Genomic DNA, 16,896 nt, shown 5'->3' on the forward strand with positions numbered 1-16,896 from the left:
ATATTTTTCAAATCAACCCCTTGCACCCGTAACATAAGCTGCTGTCAACGAATGTTGGGGGTTCTCAAAAATTTGCTGCACTGAACCTGACTCAATCAATTGCCCAACACCTGACTGCACCCAGAACAGAGCAACTTGATCGGCGATGCGCTTGGCTTGCGCTAGGTTATGCGTCACAATCAGCAAGGTATAACGCTGACGCAAACTAGTAATTAAGTCTTCAACTATTCCACTGGCAATTGGGTCGAGGGCGCTACAAGGTTCATCGAATAACAAGATTTCTGGTTGCAAAGCTAAGGCTCTAGCTATGCACAACCTTTGCTGCTGTCCGCCAGAAAGTGCTAAGGCAGAGGTTTGCAGTCGGTCTTTTACTTCATCCCAAAGTCCAACATCTTTAAGGCTTGTCTCGACGATCGCATCAATTTGTCCTTTATGGATACCATGTTCTCGCAGGGGTAATTCCAGATTCTTCCAAATTGATAAAGGAAAAGGATTAGGCTTTTGGAAAATCATCCCAACCTGCCGCCGCAGCGCGTTCGCATTAGTTTTGGGATTTAGCACGTCTAAAGTACCGATGCGAATCCGCCCTTTGACTCGACACTGGGGAATCATATCTGTTAACCGATTTAGGCAACTCAAAAAGCTAGTTTTTCCACAACCAGAAGGCCCCACCAATGCCAAAATTTCCCCCAGATTCACACTCAAATTCACATTAGCAAATGCGGTTTTTTGCCCGTATTGCAAAGTTAAGTTATCCGTTTCAATCAACGGTTCAACAATTCCAGTAGGGATATTTGCCGATTTCATGCAGAAAAAATTCTCCTGTGCAACCAATTATCTGCAATCCATGCTGCCGTACCATTAATCACTAGCAGTGATACCAGCAAGACTAATGCTGAGGCGTAAGCATTGGCATCTCCTCCAGAGACGTTCATTGATAAATCAAAAATATGAATCGAGAGGGCACGCCCGGAATCCAGCAGTGATTCTGGCATTCTATCTACGTAACCACTAGTAAAAATTAAAGCCGCAGTCTCTGCGATCGCTCGACCAATACCCAGCACCAATCCCACAACCAAACCAGGGACAGCAGCAGGTAACAACAGTTGAAATAGCGTTGTTGTACGGGAAAAACCAAGGGCTGCGGCTCCTAATCTATACTCATTGGGAACAGCGCGAAATCCTTCTTCTGTAGAGCGAATCAAGATTGGTAACACCATACACCCCAAGGTCAATCCTCCCGACAAAATAGAAAATCCCAATCCCAAAACTTGGCAAAAGAAGATGTTGCCAAACAACCCAAAGACTATAGAAGGAACTCCTGCCAGTACATCTAAACTACGCCGCACCAACCCACCAAACCAACTATCCACAGGAGTGAATTCTGCCAGTAAAACGGCTGTACCAACACCAATAGGGATAGAAACCGCCATACATACTGCCATAATCAGATAAGTGGAAACAAGAATGCTGGAAATTCCCCCTTCTCTACCAGCATTTTCTGGTTCAGTTGTCAGAAATTCCCACGTCAAGTGTCCTATACCATGCCAAAGGATATCACTGAGTATCCAAAGGAAGATACCAGTAACTAGGGCAGCAGTTGTCCAAACAATGATTGTTGGCAACCAATCTTTAGGACTTACAACAGGTTCACCCATATATTTTTCCTTGACTGATGACTTCCGCAACCGCAACTAATAGCACAATCATTCCCATCAAGACTAAACCGCTAACAAACAACGCAGAACGGTGGTCTCCTGTAGCATAAGCCATTTCCAGAGCAATATTAGCCGTCAACGTGCGGATGGGGTCAAATATACTTTTCGGCATTTGTACCACATTGCCACACACCATCAAAATAGCCATTGTTTCACCAATTGCTCGACCTGTTTCTAAAATTAAGCCTGTGAATAATCCAGATTTGGCAGCAGGAAGCACGACTCTAGAGATAGTTGCCCAACGGGATAATCCTAAAGCTGCTGCTCCCTGAAGGTAAGAAGTTGGGACTTTCGCTAGACTGGCATCGGCTACAAGCGCTATTGTTGGCAAAATCATCACTGTGAGAATGGCAATACCCGCGAGTAAGCTTGGCCCCGGTGGATGTATCCTACCAATCATCGGAACCAGCACCACCAATCCCCAAAAACCATAGACTACAGAAGGAATTCCTGCTAATAGTTCAATTAAGCGACGGTATAACCGAGCCATTACTGCTGGGGCGTAGTATTGACAAAAAACCGCAGATAGAATTCCAATAGGTGTAGCGATCGCTACTGAGCCAACCATTGCCAAAAATGTACCCAATAACATCGGGAAGAGATTGTATAGTCCGGCGGTTGGGTTCCAGGAAGAGTCCGTAAAAAAACGTGTTATTCCGACATGATTGAGGACTGGTAGAGACTCAAGAATCAGAAAGACGATAATTAAAAGTGCGATCGCCCCTGCTATTACCCCTAAAAAACGCAGTATCCAGACTAACCAAAAGTCATTTGGAGACGACGACAAAGTTTTGCTTTTGAACAATGTCATTTACCTGTTGTGATTGCGCGAAATCAAGAAATACTTTTGTCAATCCTTGAGGTTGGGTTTTAGTTACTAAGTTAAGTGGACGAGAAATCGGAAAAGTCCCATTTTGGACGTTGGCTGTTGTTGCAGCTATCCCATTTACAGGTAGCAGCTTGATAGCTACTCCATTGGCCGCACTATTTTCTGCTGACCCGATCGATACATAACCAATTGCATTCGGGTTTCCTGCTACTGTCTTAATTCCCTGCTGATTGTCACCAATTACTACTTGGGCTTTGATATCTGTATTTTTTAGTTTGAAATAATGGGTAAATAATTCTAAAGTGGAACGTCCTTCGGCTTTGTTAACAACTGTAATCGTTCCATCTGTACCTCCCACTTGTTTCCAGTTGGTCACTTTGCCTGTGTAAATATCTACAACTTGCTTGTCGTTGAGCGATTTTACTGGATTGTCTTTGTGGAGAATTACCGTTACTCCATCACGAGCGATAGAAAATGCTTTTAAATCGTTTTCTTCTGGCTTCAAGGCACGAGAAACCATGCCAACATTAGCGACACCTTGACGAGCATCAGAAACCCCACGCGAAGACCCTCCTGATTGCACATCAACTCGCGCACCTGGATGCTGAGATTCAAAACGCTTGCCAATTTCAGCCGCTAACGGTGCAATTGTACTGGAGCCTGTAAGTACTAGTTTTCCTTGAAGCTGATTTGTATTATTTACATCTCGATTTGCTGAAGAACAGCCTTGTAACCAAACGCAGGTAGCCAATCCAATTGCCAGAGGTAAAATTTGAGAATTTTTCATTATTGCTTTTCAACCCGAATTAGGGTTTTTAGTTAAAACTGAGGACACAACAGCCAAGGTTCAAAGCTTTGCCAGTAGTTACTTCCACTTCGGGAGCCAGGCGGTAGAGAACTGCTTTCCCATCACGCGATCGCACAACCAACTGGGAGCGACGCAGAACTTGTAAATGATGCGAGAGCAGGCTTTGTTCCAAGCCCAAAATTGCGTTCATCTCTCCCACGTGTTTGGGACTGTCGATCAGAAGTTCTAATACTGCTAGACGAGTTTCATCTGCCAGTACCTTCAGCTTTTCTACGCAGTTAACCTGCTTCTTGCTGCTATTTTTCATTACCTTTAAAGGAATAGGTTTTTCTTGTTTCTTAAGTTACTTGGCAGCGAACGCTCTCGTGTTCAGCGAAGATTAACAACTGCTGCTATCACAAATGAATAGCAATTTATATGAAATTTGATTCATATTTTAAGGTAAAAAGTGTCACGCTCTATAATTAAAATGAATTTTTTTAACCAAAGCTTAATGTTTACCCCATATCCTGAGATTTACTGAGTATTTATTTATATAAAATAAAACTATTCGTAAACGTTTCACCTTTTCTTGATGACATTCTGCTTAGAGGCACGCAAGAGAGAAAAGCGATCGCTCAGTTGCTGGAAAATTATTGTTTCTCCTAAACACTTATAGCAACCGCCATCGCTCTTAGCGTCTCCCCTTCTCCCAAAGGGAGAGGCTAGCGCCAAGGGAGAAGACTGCGACTCTCTCACCGATGCAGCGTCTACGCTTTGTATTGGTTCAATTCTTGCGTTCGCCCTACAGCCCTTCTCCTAAAGGAGACGCTGTTCGCGAACAGGCATCCTACGGCAGGCGTTGGCAAAGCCATCGCTTTTGTGTTTAATAAAAGCAAGTTTGCTAAGTTCCTATATTAAATTCGGGCAGTCGTTGATTGAATTCGGACAGTCGTTTATTGAATTCGGACAGTCGTTTATTGAATTCGGACAGTCGTTTATTGAATTCGGGCAGTCGTTTATTGAATTCGGGCAGTCGTTTATTGAATTCGGGCAGTCGTTTATTGAATTCGGGCAGTCGTTTATTGAATTCGGGCAGTCGTTGATTGAATTCGGACAGTCGTTTATTGAATTCGGACAGTCGTTTATTGAATTCGGGCAGTCGTTGATTGAATTCGGACAACCTCCAAAAATTTACATAAATTTATTTAATATCTTTGTAATAAATAAATTAATTTCTACTGAATAACGCGGGTGTCAATTAACCCTAATTCTGTCTATCCTAATGCTGTACAGTTCAGGGTAGAAGTCAGTTTTTATCCTGGCGCATTATTAATAACAGGAAAGTGATTTATGTCACATCCAAAACGTGGGTCTAAAGTACTTGATAGAGCACAGCGTCGGATTGCTGCTTTGAAATCGATCAGTCCCACCTTTTATGAAAATAAAGAGTCTCAAATTAAGACTTTTGCAATAAGTTTAAAGTACTCTGCCAAAACTCTAGTTACGGAAAATCAATATTCCGTGCTAACTCTTATAATAGATAAATGACTAAAGTTGGTAACTATCCTGCGGAGCATGATTTCAGTGGTGTTTTCGCTTATCTTAGATAGCAGAACACTACGAGCGCACCTGAATCTAACAGATATACTGTAATAGTTAATGAACGGCAAATCGAAGGAGTGTTTGACACTAGCAGGATGCACAATAGTACAGTCATCACATTGTTTCCATTTAACTACCTGCTAAAGCTGACAAACTGCTAAAAACAGAAAAATTAACCAATAAAATGAACGAATTACAAGCAATTTTAGAAGGTTTCGAGTCAAGTCAAAAAAATGGTGAAATTACTTTCCTTGCTACTGTAGTCAAAACTCAAGGTTCAACCTATCGCCGACCGGGTGCCAAAATGTTAATGACAGATACTGGTCGGATGATTGGAACAATCAGCGCTGGTTGCTTGGAGAATGACGTATTTGAGCATACTCAACAACGAATGTCGGACGGCGAAGCAATTGTTGTGACTTACGATAACACCGCCTCGGAAGATATTCTTTGGGGCTTTGGTCTGGGGTGCAATGGGACAGTGCAAGTTCTGATCGAACGTCTTGAAACAGAAAGTTCACCGAATGCGATCGATTTTACACAGGAGTGCTTTCATAAAAAACATTTGGGTATTATTGCTACAGTCTTTGCTTTTGAAGATGGGGTAGATGTGAAACTTGGGTCGCGCTTACTGCTGTATCCAGATGGTAAAATTATTACTGACATCAAAGATTCAAATTTAATTCAATCTTTGATTGCAGATACTCAAGCAGCTTTTACTAATCAAAAGTCTAGTGTAAAAAACTATCAGTTACCTTTAGGCAGTGCTGAAGTTTTTATTGAAGTCATTCAACCACCCACGCCTTTAGTAATATTTGGTGCTGGTTATGATGCTGTACCCGTAGCACAGTTTGCTCAAGCATTAGGTTGGGACGTTACTGTAGTCGATTGTCGAGCTAATGAGGCAACTAAAGGGCGATTTCCAATAACTTGTGATGTGATTCTTACTCGGCGAGAAATTGTAGATAAACAGGTATTTATAGATGCCAACACAGTTACTGTAGTGATGACACATAATTATCTTGATGACCTGGAAATTTTGAAAACGTTGCTGCCATCTCCTGCACGCTACATAGGGGTTTTAGGCCCAAAGGCGCGTACTGAAAGATTGCTTGAAGATTTACGTTTGCAAGGAATAGTTTATACTACTGAACAATTAACCAGATTACATGGCCCGATTGGGATTGATATCGGAGCAGATACACCTGAAGAAATAGCGATCGCTATTATTGCAGAAATTCAAGCAGTGCTAAAAAACCGCAATGGTAATTTTTTAAGAAATCGCAATCAACCAATTCACCAATACGATGAAAGCAACTCAAACTTGCTACTTACCACATAGTTTTTATGACTACTATAGACAATGAAAAATCAACCATAGCGATTATGATTCTTGCAGCTGGTGCATCTACACGGATGGGTACACCTAAACAACTATTGCTTTACCAAGGAAGTAGTTTGTTGCAATATATTACAGACATGGCGATCGCTTCAGTTTGTCAACCTGTGGTAGTAGTACTTGGAGCCAATGCAGAACAGATTCATCCCCAAATTAAACAACTTCCTGTTAAAGTAGTTGAGAATTTGGATTGGGCTTGTGGAATGAGTACTTCAATCAAGAGTGGTATTGAATTGTTAAATAATCTTCCGCAAAAAATAGAAGCAGTAGTTATTACACTTTGCGACCAGCCATTTGTTTCTCCCCAAATTATTAATCAACTTGTTGATGCATATTATTCGACAAAAAAATCGATTATTGCTTGTGAATATGGGGATACGTTAGGTGTACCTGCTCTATTTAATCAGACATTTTTTTCAGAACTTGCCGCTTTAAAAGAAACTTCAGGAGCAAAAAAAGTTATTAATAATAACATTAATGAAGTTTTTTCTATTCCGTTTCCACTAGGGGATATGGATATTGATACACCAAAGGATTACGAACAATTGCTATTAATTACTAGAGGAATTTTTGAAGTATCTTGAAGAAGATGGGTAAAAGCAAACAAGTCGGGAAACCCCCTTCTCTACGAGACGCTTCCCATTCACATAGCGTCTCGTAGAGAAGAACTTGCTGGCTCCACAATGCAGTGGCTCCCCGACCTACACAGATAGAAAAATAGAAAAAGTCGGGTTAGTATTTTAAGGCTATAATTTATTTTCTAGCCTTTTGTCTTTAAAGCATTTCAGCAATCAGGATATTAGTAAACCATTTTACTTAAAAGCAGCTAAAGTCCGATGTCCAATTATTCCATCTGCTCTTAATCCTTTAGATTTCTGAAATTTAATCACAGCTGCACGAGTCTTGTTATCAAACACACCATTCACACTTGCTGTATAAAATCCTTGCTGTTTTAAAGAATTCTGAGCAGTTCTCACTGTCTCTCCTCTGCTGCCTACTGTCAGTACAGTACCAGTACTACGCTTTGCCAGATGATTAGACTTGTGCTTGGCATTAAGCTTTGGTACAGCATTAGGCTTTTTCATCATGTTGCCTTGCTGAGTACTTTGGGCAATGTGGGTAGCAGTAGCCGGATTTTGGCTTTTATTATTAGTTAAAGAGTAAGCAGGCACAGCAGTAGCTAGAGTCAAAGCAGGGAGCAAAGCAAGTACTTTCCAATTCATCTTCTTGTTCCTTCCAACTGTATGAGATTTTGCAATTTCTATTTAAAGAGTCATCTTCATAAGGGACTGTGCCTTAAGTGATTCTCCTCTGTAGATTCTGGTGTGTGGGTTTAGTCTGAGACTATTTCCAAAGCCAGAGCTATAGCATCACACGTCGTATTGACAAAGCTATTGCGAAATTGTGACAAAAGCATGACTAAATGTATTAAAATTTATGTCGCACAAAATTGCGCTAGTAATGAAGAGTTTGTAGTAAGCACTTTAGTGCTTAGAAAATAAGGACTAAAGTCCTGACTACGAACTTGTTTAACCATCAATTTAAACTTGATAGATTACTAATCCCTAGTCTCTTTTATCCTCCGAACCCAACATTTTCAATAATTTCCTGGCAACTAAAACGCCTACAACTCCTGCACCAACCACTTCCACTGCTTGGACAACTTTTTTGCCCACATCATGAGGGTCAAGGTGGTGGTGAAAAATCTCTTCATCCACCCATTCACTAGCAGCTTTAAAATCATGAATTGGAGTTGGTAATAGCGTTAAATAAGTGCCTTGACGGATTAAATGCCCGGATTCGCCTGTAATTTCCAAAACATTGAAAAGGTTAGCAGCAGCATCATTTAACCCTAATTTTAAGAGAGTTCCGCGTATATTTACCTTTGCTGGTTTGAGGTCTTCGCCTAAAGCTAATGCTTTCAAATTTCGGGCAATATTGGCTCCTTGCTGATAAGCAACTTGAGCTGTTGGCGGTAGTGATTTATCTTTAACTGCCACACAATCCCCGCCTGCAAAGACTTCTGGAAAATCAAGTAGTTGCATTGTGGGAGTAACTAGGAGGCGATCGCTACGATCCCGATGTTCTTGAGAAATTGGTAAATCTTTAATTAGTGGGTGAATAGAAGTACCAGCTGTCCAGATTGTGGTATATGTTGGCAATGTCTCAATTTGCTCATTACGCTTATATTCAATGGCGTTGGCATGAATATTAGTAGCTTCTGCTCCCGTAAGTATTTCAATTGGGATCGTGCGTTTTTGTAATTCTTTCTCAGCAATTGGGCGCAGAGGAGTGTTAATATCACCATTGAGGATTTCTTTACCGTGATTGAGCAGTACTACACGGATTTCACTAGAATTTCCTCCCAAAGCAGTATACCAATGTGGTAGTAAATCAGCTATAGTCGCTGCCATTTCCACACCACTTGCACCACCACCAACTACAACTACTGTTAGCAGTTGACGACGTTGCTCTGGATCTTCAGTTTTGATTGCTTTTTGCAAACAGTCGCCTAAATGTCGCTCAAGAGCGATCGCATCTGCTTCTGTCCAAAAAGGGAAAGCGTATTCTTTAGCACCTTCAAGATGATGATAAGCAGTAACACTACCCAAAGCTAAGACTAAGTTACTGTAGTTGTAGGAGTTTCCCGAAGCTAATTTAACTTGTTGTTGATGCAAGTCTATCGATTCCACTGCATCTTGAACAAAAATTACACCGCTGCCTTTAAGCAATTCTACAAAACGTGGTACTACTTGAAAAGCATCCATCTCGCCACTGAAATATTCGTAGAGTAATGGCTTAAAGCAAAAGCTTTCATTTTGATCAATCAAAATTACAGAGCGAGGATAATGTTCGTGAGCTAGGTGTAAGGCTGTAAATAAGCCGGTGAAGCCACCACCGACAATTACAGTTTGATAAACTGGGCTGTTCATAAAATATCTCCCAAGTATTGTCAAATAAATGAATTTGCCAGGATGTAACGCATTTAAATCAGATTGTTTTGTCTAGTACAGAGATGCAAAGAAAGAGTCAAAACTAAGACTTTTGCGAAAATACAAATGACAAATTCACTATATAAATAAAAATAATGCAATTAAAATAACGCTGAGGAATAAAGCGAAAGCAATAGCGTATTCGACTCTACGACTAAAAAATCCCACAGCAGCAATTAGAGCGATCGCTAGCCCAATAATGCCAATATATTGCTCTTTTTGTAAACCTTGTGCAATGAGTGGATCTTTACCTGGTGTGGGAGTTTCTTGAACTGCTTTTGGGGCGAGTTCTGAGGCTGGTAGTTCTTGGATGAATAAATTCATAAAGTTACTCCTGAAAATACTTGGTGAACTGAAAATTTTTATGCCTGCCAAAGGTAGATAAGCGAGAAAAGGAAGACCCAAACTACATCAACAAAGTGCCAAAATAAAGTGGTTGCACTTGTACCGAAGTGAGTCTTATTATAATTGCCTGGAATGAATGAGCGAATCAGCATGATTATCTGAAGCACTACACCAGCTAGAACGTGTAAACCGTGGAAACCTGTCAGCAAATAGAATGTGGAACCAACTAATCCTGTAGTAATCTTGAAATCAAGATTTTTCCACTCAATTAATAGACCAATTAAAAAGTAGGTTCCCATTGCGATCGTTATCAGCCATAGCCTGCGAAATTTACCCAGTTGATTACGCTTGAGGGCATTTTCTGCTGGTTGAATCACAAAGCTACTAGAAAGTAAAACTACCGTATTAACAATTACGAGCTTAGACAATTCTGGCCCAGAAATACCGGGTGGTAGCCAGTTAGTAGTATTCAGTCGTAGAGCAACATAAGTAAAGATAAAACTCAAAAAAATGATACTTTCCGACAACAGGAACACAGTAAATCCGAACATTCCTTTGCCATGATGATCTTCATGACTTCCGCCACCACTTGGCAGAAAGCGCTGTAACCAATTCGGTAAGCGTCGCCGCCACCGATCAAAACGGATCGGACTTTCATCTATATGAATGTTGCCACGTTGCATGATTTTGGAAATTGGGAATTAAGAATTGGGGATTGGGGATTGGGCACTTGTACTGAGCGAAGTCGAAGTATTGGGGATTGAAGAATTTATAACTATATCTCCTTCCCAGTCCCCAGTCCCTACCGATTTGACTCAGCATTATCAGAATTTTCCACGAATGAATATTTTGGATCGCCATAGTCGTAAGGAGGTCTGTTGACAACAGGAATCTCTTCAAAGTTATCTCGCGGAGGTGGTGAGGAAGTTGTCCATTCCAATCCTGTCGCGTGCCAGGGATTATCAACTGCTCTGGCTCCATATAGCCAGGAACCGACGATGTTAGCAATAAAGGGCAGCGTAGATGCTCCCAGTAAGAACGATCCCAGGCTAGCGATAACGTTCCAACCCTGATACTGAGGATCGTAGGAGGAAATTCGGCGTAGCATCCCTTGCAAACCTAATGGGTGCATGGAGAAAAAGGTGATATTGGCAGGAATAAAGGTCAACCAGAAATGTAGCTTACCCCAACCCTCGGCGTACATCCTGCCAGTTATTTTGGGAAACCAGAAGTAAATTCCGGCAAAAATTGCCATTGTGATGGTATTAAAAACAATGTAATGGAAGTGACCGACTACAAAGTAAGTATTATTGACGTGGATATCAAATGGCGTGGCGGCAAGCATCACACCAGTGACACCGCCAAAAATAAACATCGCTGCACCTCCCATCGCAAATAGCATTGGTGTCTCTAGGTGCAACTTGCTCCTCCAGATTGTGGCAGTCCAAGCGAATGCCTTAACACCGGTAGGTATGGCAACTAACATTGAGGTGGCCATGAAGGTCATCCGCATCCAGCCAGGAGTAGCACTGGTGAACATGTGATGCACCCAAACGAAAATGCTGACTACAGCAATACCTAAAGAAGCAAGAGCAACTGACCGATAGCCAAATAGGGGATTGCGAGAAAAGGCTGGCAGAACTTCCGCAATAATACCGAAGGCTGGTAGCGCCATGATATACACTGCAGGGTGAGAATAGAACCAGAATAAATGTTGGTAAATGATCGGATCGCCACTTCCTTCAGGTTTAAAAAATTGTGTACCGAAGGAGAGGTCAAGCAACAGCAGTATCAATGCAGCCGTCAAGGAAGGCAAATTAATCAGCTGCAACAACTGGGCGCTAAAAACTGACCACACAAAGACGGGCATTCGGAAAAATGTCATCCCTGGCGATCGCATCCAAAAGATAGTAGTAACAAAGTTGACAGCCCCCATAATTGAAGAGATGCCGATTAATACTAGGCTAACTATCCAAATAAATTGACCGTTAATCAACTGACTGGCTGGAACTTGCAGACTAACTGGTGGATAAGACCACCAACCAGCTTGTGCAGTCCCGTTTGGTAGTAAGAAACTAGACAGTAGTAGAAGACCGGCTGGTGGCAAAATCCAAAAAGAGATGGCGTTGAGCAGGGGAAAAGCCATGTCCCGCGCTCCAATCATCAGTGGCACTAGGTAGTTAGAAAGACCTGCATTGAAGGGAATAATCCACAGGAAAATCATGATTGTCCCGTGCATGGTGAACAAACCATTGTAGAGGGGGCGATCGACTAAATTTGATTCCGGGGTGAGCAACTCAGCACGGATAATCATCGCCAACAGCCCGCCAAGCAGAAAGAAAATAAAGGTCATCACCATGTACTGAACACCGATTACCTTATGGTCGGTGCTGAAGCTGAAATATTGCCGCCAGTCATTTTGATGTTCTCTATTCTTGGCTATAGCTTCACTCATATCATGTGTCATTATTTATCTTCCTTTGATTCGCTATAGCAGGTTGAGGAGGTGTGATGGTGTGCCAGCCGCTTTTAAATAATGTCTTTGGTGGTTGGATATTTTCGGCAACTGCCTGATTTTTATCGTTTGCAGTTTCGCTAGACACCGTTTGCATGAGCCATTGATTATACTTATCAAGGGATTCAACGTATACATCTGCCTCCATTAAGGCAAAGTAAGTACCACTAAATTGAGAATCTTTCAGGCGATATTTACCTGGGCGAATGGGTGTTAGCACAATGTCAATCTTGCGCCCTGGCACAATATCCTGCTTTAAGCGAAACTCAGGAACGTAGAAACCGTGGATTACATCCTGTGCTTGCATCTTTAGGCGAGTGCTGCGATTAATCGGCAAGTGTAATTCCTTGCTGGTAACATTATTTGGATAGCGGAAAGACCAATCCCACTGCTTAACGAAAACATCAATTGTTTCAGATGCAGGTTTGGGGACATCACTGACGGTTGCAGCGTAGGCGGGTGCAGATTCTAGGGGTGTGTGCAAATGCACAATTTGGTTTAGACCCAAAATATCTAATTGCTGATAAATATTGAAGCTTTGCAAGGCAATCCATACTACTAGCAGAGTCGGGGTTGCTGTCCACAATATTTCTAGCCTTCCATCACCTCTAGAAGGGTGTCCTTCGCTGTAGTCTTCCGGTCGAGCGCGATGGAAAGCGATCGCATACACAATAACACCAATCAGCCCCAGCAAGATGAATGCTCCAATTGAGACTAAAAAACTAAATAAATCATCTACCCGTTGTGCTTCTGCTGTCGCTTGGGGAGGCATCCAAGAAAACGCCTGTTGTCCAATCCATCGACTGACAATTAGTAGCCCTGCAACATAAAACGCTATTAGTACATATTCAAAAAAACTAAACATAATAATCTCATGTAAGAGTGCTTCTTGCTTGATTATTTGGGTAGTAAATTTGGGTTTTTACCTTCTTGGAGTAACTTCGCAGCAGTAACGTGAATTCCAAACTCTTCTCCCAATTGCGCTCCCAAAGTTCCGTGGACAAACAAGATGCCCAATATTGCAATACCTGCTAACAAGTAACTCCACTGCACTTGCCTAGAAGCATCCTTGCGCCAGCGATAGCGTTGTAAACCTCTCCATACTGTCATGGCTGCGATCGCTCCCAACAGCAAAACGCCACCTAAACCATGCAAAAGCATCGTCCAACCAGCAGTTAACCCCCAAACGCTCTTTTGATCGATTGGTGGATTTGCTAGCAGTAGCTCGAAAAAACCAGCTGCAACGGTGAAAAAAGTGATAAAAGCTGCTCCTATGAGGTTATACCAGCCGACATCAAAAAAACCAGAACGCAGGGTAGGCAGACCCAAAAATTTGAAGATTGGTTTTTCTAAAGCAAAAAGCGCTCCGGCAATATCAAAAACGATCGCAAGAATGAATAAACCCAATGTTAGATGCACCAGTTGCGGATGTATCGGAATCTCATAAGGTAATCCGTTAGCATTCAGCCTCAATCTCAACTGGTCAATCAGTTGCCAGTTCATGGCGAAACTCCCTGCTTCATTCCTTGCACAACTGGCTCAATGTGTAACCCATACACCCAAACTAGCTTGCTCCCTAGATAGACTTGCAAGCACACTAAACAGACTAAAAAGGTTGCTGCACCAAGGTAAGCAGGTGGTACTTTCCGTGGAGTGCGTTTGCGAATCACGAAACGCCAAGCTGTAATGCCAACAACAATAGCCGCCAGCGACCAACCCATCACCGTATGAAAATTCAGTGTTGGTTGGACTGCTGGGTAAATGTTCGCCAGACCTGCTTCAAACTGACCAAGAATCACCGCTAAAAAGATAGCTGCTGAGGCCACAAACATATTCCAGAAACTCACCTCAAACAACCGCACGTTACGGGTGAAATAGCCCAGCACATCGCACACGAAAGAAAAAAGCACCATCGCAATTACAAAGTGGACAACGATCGGGTGTAGAGGGTCAGGGTATGGTAAATTTTGGTTATTCAGAGACAGAGCAGGCATCGCTTTCTCCTTCATGGGTCTAAATATGTAGATGCGTTGCATGGAATTTCCATCCGCCTAACGCACCATTCATAGTTTCAAGAATACTGTGCTAACGCCACAGATCAACCAATTAAAAAATATTGAAAATTTACGATGCAGTGAAATATTTCAAGTAACTTTTGAAATAAAAAAATTTTACATACTTACTTTTTTCAGCAATTATTTTTCACTAATGTCAAAACTCACTAAAATAACTACCTTTTTGATTGGTATTATATGTAAATGCAAATTTACATATAATATAAAAATGGTTATTTCTGATTAGATAGGACATTTAACAATAACCAATTAACTCAGACACTTTAGAGGCAAAAAAGTCTTTAACGTCTTATTTATATGGTTTTATTAATTTAGCTCATTTTAGATTTGATTAACTAAAAATTTGACTTTAATCAAACTTGCTTTGAATATACCATAAATTTTTATTGAGATTGATGTTAGCTTTAAAATTACAAGTTTACAAATCTTAAAAATAAAAACATACTATTGCCACACAAATGACAAATAATTGAAATATCATTTATAAAAAAATATGCTACTTATCTTTCTCTGGATAGATTAGAAAAATACTAAATATTCTTAAAATCATAAAAAGGTTTTGCTTTGTTCATGAATAGCTTACTGATTTGACAATTTAAATCGCCAAGTTACTACTACGTCCAAAAAGCAAAAATAATATCATGAAAGTCTTCCGAATATTCAGACACTCACAACGAATCAAGTTTTAAAAGTATTGAAAGCATTATGAGCTATTCCCCTTACCTGCTCAAAGGTCAAAAAGCACTTGTAACGGGTGCTAGTTCTGGTATTGGTGAAGCGATCGCTCGCTATTTAGCTTTATCAGGTGCAGCAGTAGCTATCAACTATCATTCGGAAGCTGAGTCAGCCCAAAAACTTGTTGATGATATCAAAGCGGCTAATGGTGAAGCTTATGCTATTCAAGCTGATGTCAGCAAAGAAGACGAAATAAAGGCGATGTTCAGCCAGACGCTCGAGCAATTCGGTACTATTGACATTTTAGTAAACAATGCAGGTCTTCAAAAAGATTCACCGTTTGTAGATATGACCCTTGAGCAATGGAATAGAGTTATTGAGGTGAATCTGACAGGACAATTCTTATGTGCGCGGGAAGCTGCAAAGGAATTCTTACGCCGGGGTGTACAGCCCCATATTTCATCTGCCGCAGGTAAGATTATTTGTATAAGTTCAGTGCATCAGGTAATTCCTTGGGCGGGTCATGTTAATTATGCTGCTAGTAAGGGCGGTATAAATATGATGATGCAAAGTATTGCTCAAGAACTTGCACCCCATAAAATTCGTGTTAATAGTATTGCCCCTGGTGCAATCAAAACCCCAATTAATAAATCAGCTTGGGATACTCCAGAGGCAGAAGCAAAGTTATTAAAACTGATTCCAGCAAAACGTGTGGGTAATGTAGAAGATATCGCTAAAGCAGCGGTTTGGTTGGCTTCTGATGACTCTGATTATGTCTATGGTACAACTCTATTTGTAGATGGTGGTATGACCTTGTATCCAGATTTTACAGAGAATGGTTAACTGATAGATAATGCCTACAAAAGTTACTGTTAATCCTGGTTTGATAACAATCAACGATTAAATTTGGCTGTAGGAGACGTTTTGACACAATGTCGAACCAACCCAATGGGAAGTTACCCATCTGGATGGTGAATTAGAAGTTTCTGGATAATTATTATTTACTCTCATGGCATCTGATTCATCTCATAAAACTATATTTGCAGCGATGGGCGCTAACTTAGTGATCGCTATTACTAAATTTATCGCTGCCTCGATTACTGGCAGTTCCGCCATGATATCTGAAGGCATTCATTCAGTAGTAGATACTGGCGATCAACTGGTACTTTTGCTGGGAATTCGGAGAAGCCAAAAGCCAGCAGATGATAGCCATCCCTTTGGTTACGGTCAAGAACTTTATTTCTGGACTTTCATCGTTGCTATCCTCATCTTTGCCCTTGGCGGCGGGATGTCAATTTATGAAGGAATCACTCATTTAATTAAACCTAGCCCTTTAGAAAACCCAATGTGGAATTATCTTGTGTTAGGTATGGCAATATTATTGGAGGGTTTTTCTTGGACTGTAGCTTTAAAAGAGTTTTTGCCGACCAAGGGTAAACAAAATTTCTGGCAAGCAATCAAAAACAGTAAAGATCCCACAGTATTTACAATATTATTTGAGGATACTGCTGCAATTTTAGGTTTATTCGTTGCCTTAATCGGAATCTTTTTAGGACATTTATTTAATAATGTTTATTTTGATGGCATTGCCTCGATTATTATTGGCATTATCTTGGCAATAGTAGCAGTGGTACTAGCAAGAGAAAGTAAAGGATTGTTACTTGGTGAAAGTGCTAATCCTCAAACCATAGCCAATATTCGTTCTTTGTCAAAAACAGAACCAGGAGTGCAAGAAGTTGTACGTGTACTAACAATGCAGCTTGCTCCACAGGAAGTATTGCTTAACTTAGAAATTCAATTTTCTAAAAATCTTACAGGTGAGGAAATAGCCTTAACTGTAGAAAGTTTAGAAGTAAAAATTCGCCAAAAGCATCCTGAAATTAAACAAATTTTTATTGAAGCAAAATCCTTAACTGCTGCTCGCAAATTTTCGCCAACTTCTGAATAAATTTTTA

At 40.9% G+C, this 16,896-nt stretch carries 17 protein-coding genes; 4 read left to right on the forward strand and 13 right to left on the reverse strand.

The genetic code is table 11. The features are described from left to right. Positions 1 to 12: 12 nt before the first annotated feature. From V7L12_RS01055 to V7L12_RS01075, 5 genes are read right to left on the reverse strand one after another with little or no spacing between them, the layout of a single operon-like run. Positions 13 to 807 (reverse strand): phosphate ABC transporter ATP-binding protein, encoded by a 795-nt coding sequence (locus tag V7L12_RS01055; RefSeq protein WP_335081310.1) that lies wholly within the window; start codon positions 805 to 807, stop codon positions 13 to 15. Then, positions 804 to 1,658: a phosphate ABC transporter permease PstA gene (pstA, locus tag V7L12_RS01060; protein ID WP_335081312.1), complete on the reverse strand. Its 855-nt coding sequence runs from the start codon at positions 1,656 to 1,658 to the stop codon at positions 804 to 806. Before pstA ends, V7L12_RS01055 begins: the two co-directional genes overlap by 4 nt. Next, entirely contained in the window at positions 1,651 to 2,529 is an 879-nt protein-coding gene (gene pstC / locus V7L12_RS01065) for a phosphate ABC transporter permease subunit PstC (protein WP_335081314.1), read from the reverse strand. The genes pstA and pstC overlap by 8 nt, the downstream gene beginning before the upstream one ends. Next, entirely contained in the window at positions 2,486 to 3,334 is an 849-nt protein-coding gene (locus V7L12_RS01070) for a phosphate ABC transporter substrate-binding protein (RefSeq protein ID WP_335081316.1), read from the reverse strand. The genes pstC and V7L12_RS01070 overlap by 44 nt, the downstream gene beginning before the upstream one ends. Before the next feature lie 28 nt (positions 3,335 to 3,362). Continuing rightward, positions 3,363 to 3,662: an ArsR/SmtB family transcription factor gene (locus V7L12_RS01075; protein ID WP_335081318.1), complete on the reverse strand. Its 300-nt coding sequence runs from the start codon at positions 3,660 to 3,662 to the stop codon at positions 3,363 to 3,365. A 1,461-nt stretch (positions 3,663 to 5,123) separates the two neighbouring features. On the opposite strand from V7L12_RS01075, the gene V7L12_RS01080 reads away from it, so the two are divergent. Together V7L12_RS01080 and V7L12_RS01085 are read left to right on the forward strand one after the other, a co-directional pair. Further along, positions 5,124 to 6,281, forward strand: a complete 1,158-nt coding sequence (locus V7L12_RS01080; RefSeq protein WP_335081320.1) for an XdhC family protein — start codon at positions 5,124 to 5,126, stop codon at positions 6,279 to 6,281. Between the two features lie 5 nt (positions 6,282 to 6,286). Further along, on the forward strand, positions 6,287 to 6,922 hold the full coding sequence (locus tag V7L12_RS01085; protein WP_335081323.1) for a nucleotidyltransferase family protein: 636 nt from the start codon (positions 6,287 to 6,289) through the stop codon (positions 6,920 to 6,922). Between the two features lie 228 nt (positions 6,923 to 7,150). Here V7L12_RS01085 and V7L12_RS01090 read toward each other — a convergent pair whose 3' ends face one another. The 8 genes from V7L12_RS01090 to V7L12_RS01125 form a co-directional block, all read right to left on the reverse strand. After that, positions 7,151 to 7,561, reverse strand: a complete 411-nt coding sequence (locus V7L12_RS01090) for a peptidoglycan-binding domain-containing protein (RefSeq protein WP_335081325.1) — start codon at positions 7,559 to 7,561, stop codon at positions 7,151 to 7,153. A gap of 342 nt (positions 7,562 to 7,903) precedes the next feature. After that, entirely contained in the window at positions 7,904 to 9,271 is a 1,368-nt protein-coding gene (locus V7L12_RS01095) for an NAD(P)/FAD-dependent oxidoreductase (RefSeq protein WP_335081327.1), read from the reverse strand. A 138-nt stretch (positions 9,272 to 9,409) separates the two neighbouring features. After that, positions 9,410 to 9,655: a hypothetical protein gene (locus V7L12_RS01100; RefSeq protein WP_335081329.1), complete on the reverse strand. Its 246-nt coding sequence runs from the start codon at positions 9,653 to 9,655 to the stop codon at positions 9,410 to 9,412. Between the two features lie 38 nt (positions 9,656 to 9,693). Then, entirely contained in the window at positions 9,694 to 10,359 is a 666-nt protein-coding gene (locus V7L12_RS01105; protein ID WP_335081331.1) for a cytochrome c oxidase subunit 3, read from the reverse strand. Positions 10,360 to 10,478: 119 nt separating this feature from the next. Then, positions 10,479 to 12,143, reverse strand: coding sequence for a cytochrome c oxidase subunit I (gene ctaD / locus V7L12_RS01110; protein ID WP_335081333.1), 1,665 nt, complete (start codon positions 12,141 to 12,143; stop codon positions 10,479 to 10,481). Beyond that, on the reverse strand, positions 12,133 to 13,056 hold the full coding sequence (locus V7L12_RS01115; protein ID WP_335081335.1) for a cytochrome c oxidase subunit II: 924 nt from the start codon (positions 13,054 to 13,056) through the stop codon (positions 12,133 to 12,135). The genes ctaD and V7L12_RS01115 overlap by 11 nt, the downstream gene beginning before the upstream one ends. 32 nt (positions 13,057 to 13,088) lie before the next feature. Further along, complete coding sequence (locus V7L12_RS01120; protein ID WP_334922728.1) at positions 13,089 to 13,694, reverse strand: DUF2231 domain-containing protein; 606 nt, start codon at positions 13,692 to 13,694, stop codon at positions 13,089 to 13,091. Then, a complete protein-coding gene (locus tag V7L12_RS01125; protein ID WP_335081338.1) occupies positions 13,691 to 14,185 on the reverse strand; it encodes a DUF2231 domain-containing protein in 495 nt (164 codons plus the stop codon). The genes V7L12_RS01120 and V7L12_RS01125 overlap by 4 nt, the downstream gene beginning before the upstream one ends. Positions 14,186 to 14,971: 786 nt before the next feature. Here V7L12_RS01125 and V7L12_RS01130 point away from each other — a divergent pair. Together V7L12_RS01130 and V7L12_RS01135 are read left to right on the forward strand one after the other, a co-directional pair. Next, entirely contained in the window at positions 14,972 to 15,784 is an 813-nt protein-coding gene (locus tag V7L12_RS01130) for an SDR family oxidoreductase (RefSeq protein ID WP_334816676.1), read from the forward strand. 166 nt (positions 15,785 to 15,950) lie between these two features. Further along, positions 15,951 to 16,889 (forward strand): cation diffusion facilitator family transporter, encoded by a 939-nt coding sequence (locus V7L12_RS01135; protein WP_335081340.1) that lies wholly within the window; start codon positions 15,951 to 15,953, stop codon positions 16,887 to 16,889. The last annotated feature ends 7 nt before the right edge of the window (positions 16,890 to 16,896 follow it).

Source organism: Nostoc sp., assembly GCF_036918245.1.
Taxonomy (GTDB): Bacteria; Cyanobacteriota; Cyanobacteriia; order Cyanobacteriales; family Nostocaceae; genus Nostoc.